This is a genomic window from Paraburkholderia sp. SIMBA_030 (assembly GCF_046535245.1).
Lineage (GTDB): Bacteria > Pseudomonadota > Gammaproteobacteria > Burkholderiales > Burkholderiaceae > Paraburkholderia.
Genome location: NZ_JAWRXB010001101.1, coordinates 1 through 253, shown reverse-complemented (window position 1 = coordinate 253; position 253 = coordinate 1). Strand labels below are relative to the sequence as shown.

The window sequence follows — 253 nt, the reverse complement described above, 5'->3', positions numbered from 1 at the left end:
GATCGTGCAGGAGTCCCTGACCAACGTGCTGCGGTACGGCCGGTCCCTGGGCCGAGTGGATGTACACGTTACCCGCGACGGCGATTTGGTCACCATAGACGTGCTCGACGACGGCCGCGGCACCCGGGATGCGTCCGCCGATCCCGCAGGCGGGATGGCTAGCCTCGGCGGCCTGGGCTCTGGGCAGGGGATCGCGGGGATGCGGGAACGCGCTGGAATCTATGCCGGAACGGTTACTGCCTGGCCGGGCAAA

1 protein-coding gene is annotated in these 253 nt (G+C 68.4%); it reads left to right on the top strand.

Annotated features, from left to right (window positions below):
- Window positions 1-253: ATP-binding protein (locus SB772_RS43415; RefSeq protein ID WP_410838948.1), on the top strand; the 253-nt coding region annotated here is incomplete at both ends.